The sequence below is a fragment of the Acidocella sp. genome (assembly GCF_052326845.1).
GTDB lineage: Bacteria > Pseudomonadota > Alphaproteobacteria > Acetobacterales > Acetobacteraceae > Acidocella.
The window spans coordinates 1-4,552 of sequence record NZ_JBKQJR010000121.1 but is presented as its reverse complement, the minus strand read 5'-3'; the positions used below and the strand labels follow the sequence as shown (position 1 = coordinate 4,552).

Here is a 4,552-nt window from a genome sequence, read left to right as displayed (position 1 = left end):
TTACCGCGGTGTCCCGGAGCAAGGCGATCAGCTTGTCCGGCGGCCGGAAGGCGCCTTTGCGCAGATTTGGTGGCACGATCGCCTCGATGGCTTCGAGCTTTTCGGTCGGATCGCCACGCGTATAGATTTCAGTGCTCGCCAGGGTGGCATGTCCCAGCCAAAGGGAGACCTTGCGGATGTCTTGCGTCGCCTGCAGCACAATCATTGCGCAGGTGTGCCGCAGGACGTGCGGGGAGACCCGCTTGCTCAGTAATCCGGGACAAAGCTGACCGGCCGTTTCGACGTGCTGTTTCAGTACGTAGGCAAACCCCCAACGGCTCAGTGGTTCACCTCGATTGCCGATGAACACCTCCGGTGCCGGAACTGTCCCCCGGATCGCGAGCCAGGCTCGGAGCGCCGACGCCGTGGTTTTCCATAACGGCAACACCCGTTCCCGCCGACCTTTGCCAAGGATGCGAATGCTCATTGATGGGAGTGTCACATCGCTGGTTCGCAGACCGGTCAGCTCTGATACGCGCAATCCGGCACAAACCGCCAGATGCAACATCGCTCTGTCCCGGATACCGTCACGGGTCGCTGGATCAGGAGCGTCCAGCAGCGCCTGGACTTCCTCTCGGACGAGATAGGGCACCAGACGCGAGCTGGTTTTCTTGAACGGTATCGCCAGAACACGACGGATTTGTTCGAGCGCCGCCGGTTGTCTGTGTTCAAGAAAATGAAAGAAGGATTTTATTGCCGCCAATCTCACATTTCGTGTCTCTGGTACGTTCCGGCGTGTGTCCTCTAGATATTCCAGGAATCTGCTGACGAGTTCCGAATCAATCTGCTCCAGAAAAAGCGACGACGGTTTCGTCCGGAGTTTGGTCGCGGCGAACTCGAACAGAAGTTGGAAGCTATAAGCATAAGAGTCGCAAGTGTGCTGGCTGACGCCTCGGTGACGCGAGAGATTTTCACGCAGGAAGGCTTCGATGTGGGGGGCGACCGGCGTCATGGTTGCGCTCCCCTAGACATGAAGGTCTCGCCGGCGTCGGCGATGTCGCTCAGAAGCTCGGCCGTGGCCTCCAGATACCAGTACGTCGCGTAGATGTTGACGTGACCCAGATAGGTCGCCAATGCGACCATATGCTGTCCGATCCTGGATCGGCCTGGCGGGCTGGCCTGCAGCGCTCGCACAGCAAAAGCATGGCGCATGTCGTGCAAACGAGGACGATGGCGGCCTGGGGCAGGCCAAAGGCCCGCCGCCTTCAACAATGTTTTGAATGTGCCTTGAACAGCTGAATAAGGCAGCGGCCGGCCATGACCACCTACGAACACATGGTCATCCCCGGCACCAAATTGGCGGCGGCATATCACGTAACGCCGTAACGCTGCGGCCGCGGTGTCATGCAGTGGTACCAGACGGGTCTTTCGGAACTTGGTCTCCCGAATCAACAACCCGTCGTCGGTGATATCGGTAAATTTCAGCCCCAGCGCCTCGGAGATTCGCAATCCGGTACACGCCAGCAGCGCGATCAAAGTGGTGTATGTCTGAGCTCTCATTGCGCCGCGAGGAGGGAGGCGACCGGCGGCTTCCAGGAGACGGCCGATTTCATTGGATGAGTAGATGTACGGCATGCGGCGGATCTTGCGGCTTCCAAAGTATTTCGCTGGTGGTAACTCCTGCCGATCATCTTCGACGCGGACGTGGCGGGCGAACCGACAGACCGTTTTCAACCGTTCGTCGCGCCGCGCCGCGGATGCCCCTTGAGCGGCCCAATCGATCGCGGTTTGCGTGCGGACGTGGCTTTCGTTCCGCCCGGCGGCAAAGCGGGCGAAGCTGTCCAGCAGGTATTCTGCATTTGCCATCTCAAAGCCCGCGGTGCGGCGCAGGGCGAGGTAGGCGGCCACGGCGTCCTTCATGGGAGTACCTCCGGCCATGGCTGCGAGATCTCTTTCAGCAAATTGACGTCAGCTTTGGCGTAGTATGCTGTCGTGTCGATGCCTCGGTGCCTGAGGACCAGTCCAATCTGGTCGAGGGAAACGCCATGGCGCAGCATCTGGGTCGCCGCCGTGTGCCGCAGGACATGTGCGCCTTTGGCCGGGCTCGCGACACCAGCCCGCTTCATCACGTGTCTCACCGCAGAAGATACGCCATCGCCTCTCTTGAATGGTCGGTACGGGGCAATGTTTCGAACGAAGACATGGTCGCAATCGCGGGTAGGAGTCCGGCTCGCGAGGTAGTCCAGGATCGCGTCTCCAACGTCCTGTGGGAGGGGCAATCGAACCTGGTAGTGACCCTTGCCGCAGACCCGCAGCGTACCGGTCTCCCACTCGATATCGCCGATGCGAAGCCCCGCGACGTCGCCAGCTCGGAGCCCGAGCCGCGCCAGGAGTAGGATGATTGCTCGATCACGCCGGCGTGCTGGCGAACCACCGTCACACGCAGCTACCAGGCTGTCGACCTGCTCCGCTGTCAAATACGTTGGCATTCTGGCCAGGCGCCAGGAGGCAAATGTTGGCACAGCCTGATCGAGATCGGCCCGACACTGGCTGTGGGCACTGAGGTATCGCAAGAACGCGCGTAAACCCGTTGTCAGCTTTTCAGCGGTGCCAGCGCCGCATTTGCGGGCACGATCTAGAAAATAGTCACGCACGCCCTTTGCATTCCAGCGCCCAGGGTCGTCGCCAAGTGCCGTCAGTAAGGAGGCGGCGTCCCGGGAATAAAGTCTGATGGTTGTTTCCGCCGCTCCACGATGTTTCCGCAACCATCGCCCGTACTCGATGATGCTCGCCGGCTCAGCATTCTGAATCTTTAGTGCGCTACTGCATTCGCCAAACCCGATTGTCACCAGGTATTCGCGGTAACGCCTGGCACCGAAAATCGTGTGGTGGTTGCGCCGCCCGCCTTTTGACCGCGGACAACGGCAGGTTCGCAAATGGCGTGAGAAGGCCAACAAATCCATCTTGGCCAATGTTCCGCCCTGTTCCAGCGTGAAGTGCCCGATGTGCGCCGCAGCGCGCAAATAGCGCACCGCGACGGAAGGTTCGTACCCGCTGCGTTCCAGAGACTCCGCAAAGCCATCCATATATGGTCCGCTCGGACCGGCGCGCAGGCGCGCAATCATTTTCGGCGATTCAAAATAAGCTTCCAACATTGTGTCCTCCTGTCATTGGCTACTGGCAGCCAAATCAACTTTAGCGCCGGGGAGGTCCGGGCTTATGGGGACAAGATGAGGATGCGCAGCAGCGTGTAGCGCTCGGAAAAGGCCGAAATTCTACGCGGAGCCGCCGCTGACTCCCCATTACTAAATTTGCCCATAAGGCAGCTATTGTAGGCAATGCGCTGATGGCCGCAGTCCTGGCAGCTCTCGACATGCCCGCCGAGGGCCGCGGTACGGCAGCGCTCGATCGCCGACATCACCTTGAGTTGGGCGAGGCTCAGATGCCCGGCCTGGGCGGCGCGGTATCCTGGACCCTCAGCACGAAAGATGTCGGCGACCTCGAGGGTCGTGCGCACGGCCGTTCAGGGGCTGGGCGCCGCCTTCGCCTCCATCAATGCCATCACCTTGTCGAGCGGGCTGGTCACGGCCCGCACCGTCCTCGTCGCCACCTTGGTGTAGAGCGCGGTGTTCTCGAGCTTGGAATGGCCAAGCAGCACCTGAATGACGCGGATATCGACGCCGTCTTCGAGCAAATGCGTGGCGAAGCTGTGCCGCAGCGTATGCGGGCCGGCATGTTTGGTGAGGCCCGCCGCCCGCGCCGCCTCAACGACCACACGGTGCAGCTGCCGGGTCGAAATCGGCTTCGTCACGTGCTCTCCCGGAAACAACCACCCGGTCTTGTGCATGATACCCTGCTGATGTCCGGCCTTCCACCAGGCGCGCAGCACGGCGAGCAGGTCATGGGACAGCATGGCGTTGCGATATTGCCCGCCTTTGCCGCGCTCGACCCTGAGCAGCATGCGCTCGCTGTCGATGTCGCTGACCTTGAGCGCCGCCACTTCCGCCACCCGCAGGCCGGCACCATAGGCGACAGACAGGGCAGCTCGATGTTTGAGGCTGGTCGTGGCGTCGAGCAGACGGGCGACCTCATCCTGGCTCAGCACCACCGGCAAATGGCGCGGCTGCTTGGCCCGGACCAGTTTGCGCGCCAGCTCCGGCCGCTCGACCGTGATCGTGAAGAAAAACCGCAACGCCGAAACGATGCTGTTCATCGTCGGCACCGGCGTCCCGGCCTCACGCTGCTCAATCTGGAACCGCCGGACATCATCCGCGGTTGCCGTATCGGGCGAGCGGCCCAGAAAGCGGGCAAAGCGCCCGACATCGCGGAGGTAATTGCGCTGCGTCGCCCGCGAGAAACGGCGCATCTCCATATCCTCAATCATCCGCTGGCGCAGATCGATCGGTGCAGGCGTGGCAACAGGCTTGGTCATGACTGGCTCCTTTGCAATGAAAGAAGCCAGCATCCTCAGACCGGGTTGCCCAAACCCTCAAACAAAACCTGCACGCCAAGCGCAGCCGCCGCCCTTAACACAAGCACCATTCCCGCGCAGCGGGTTAGTTCTTCGGCCCGT

Annotated in this window: 4 protein-coding genes and 1 pseudogene; all 5 read right to left on the bottom strand. The window is 61.3% G+C overall.

Annotation, left to right across the window (positions count from 1 at the left end; genetic code table 11):
• The coding region (locus tag ACLPJJ_RS07955) for a tyrosine-type recombinase/integrase (protein ID WP_443590419.1) at nucleotides 1–991 on the bottom strand (991 nt) is incomplete at its 3' end.
• Nucleotides 988–1,899, bottom strand: a complete 912-nt coding sequence (locus tag ACLPJJ_RS07950; RefSeq protein WP_443590418.1) for a tyrosine-type recombinase/integrase — start codon at nucleotides 1,897–1,899, stop codon at nucleotides 988–990. The genes ACLPJJ_RS07950 and ACLPJJ_RS07955, both read right to left, overlap by 4 nt.
• Nucleotides 1,896–3,134: a tyrosine-type recombinase/integrase gene (locus tag ACLPJJ_RS07945; RefSeq protein ID WP_443590417.1), complete on the bottom strand. Its 1,239-nt coding sequence runs from the start codon at nucleotides 3,132–3,134 to the stop codon at nucleotides 1,896–1,898. Before ACLPJJ_RS07945 ends, ACLPJJ_RS07950 begins: the two co-directional genes overlap by 4 nt.
• Before the next feature lie 167 nt (nucleotides 3,135–3,301).
• Nucleotides 3,302–3,496 (bottom strand): annotated as a pseudogene (locus ACLPJJ_RS07940) (transposase zinc-binding domain-containing protein); the annotation flags it as partial.
• Between the two features lie 6 nt (nucleotides 3,497–3,502).
• Nucleotides 3,503–4,411, bottom strand: coding sequence for a tyrosine-type recombinase/integrase (locus tag ACLPJJ_RS07935; protein ID WP_443590416.1), 909 nt, complete (start codon nucleotides 4,409–4,411; stop codon nucleotides 3,503–3,505).
• Nucleotides 4,412–4,552: the final 141 nt, after the last annotated feature.

Bases quoted from the DNA above. Each gene is read 5' to 3' on its own strand.
- ACLPJJ_RS07945 (WP_443590417.1), bottom strand. From the start codon at position 3,134: ATGTTGGAAGCTTATTTTGAATCGCCGAAAATGATTGCGCGCCTGCGC.
- ACLPJJ_RS07935 (WP_443590416.1), bottom strand. From the start codon at position 4,411: ATGACCAAGCCTGTTGCCACGCCTGCACCGATCGATCTGCGCCAGCGG.
- ACLPJJ_RS07950 (WP_443590418.1), bottom strand. From the start codon at position 1,899: ATGAAGGACGCCGTGGCCGCCTACCTCGCCCTGCGCCGCACCGCGGGC.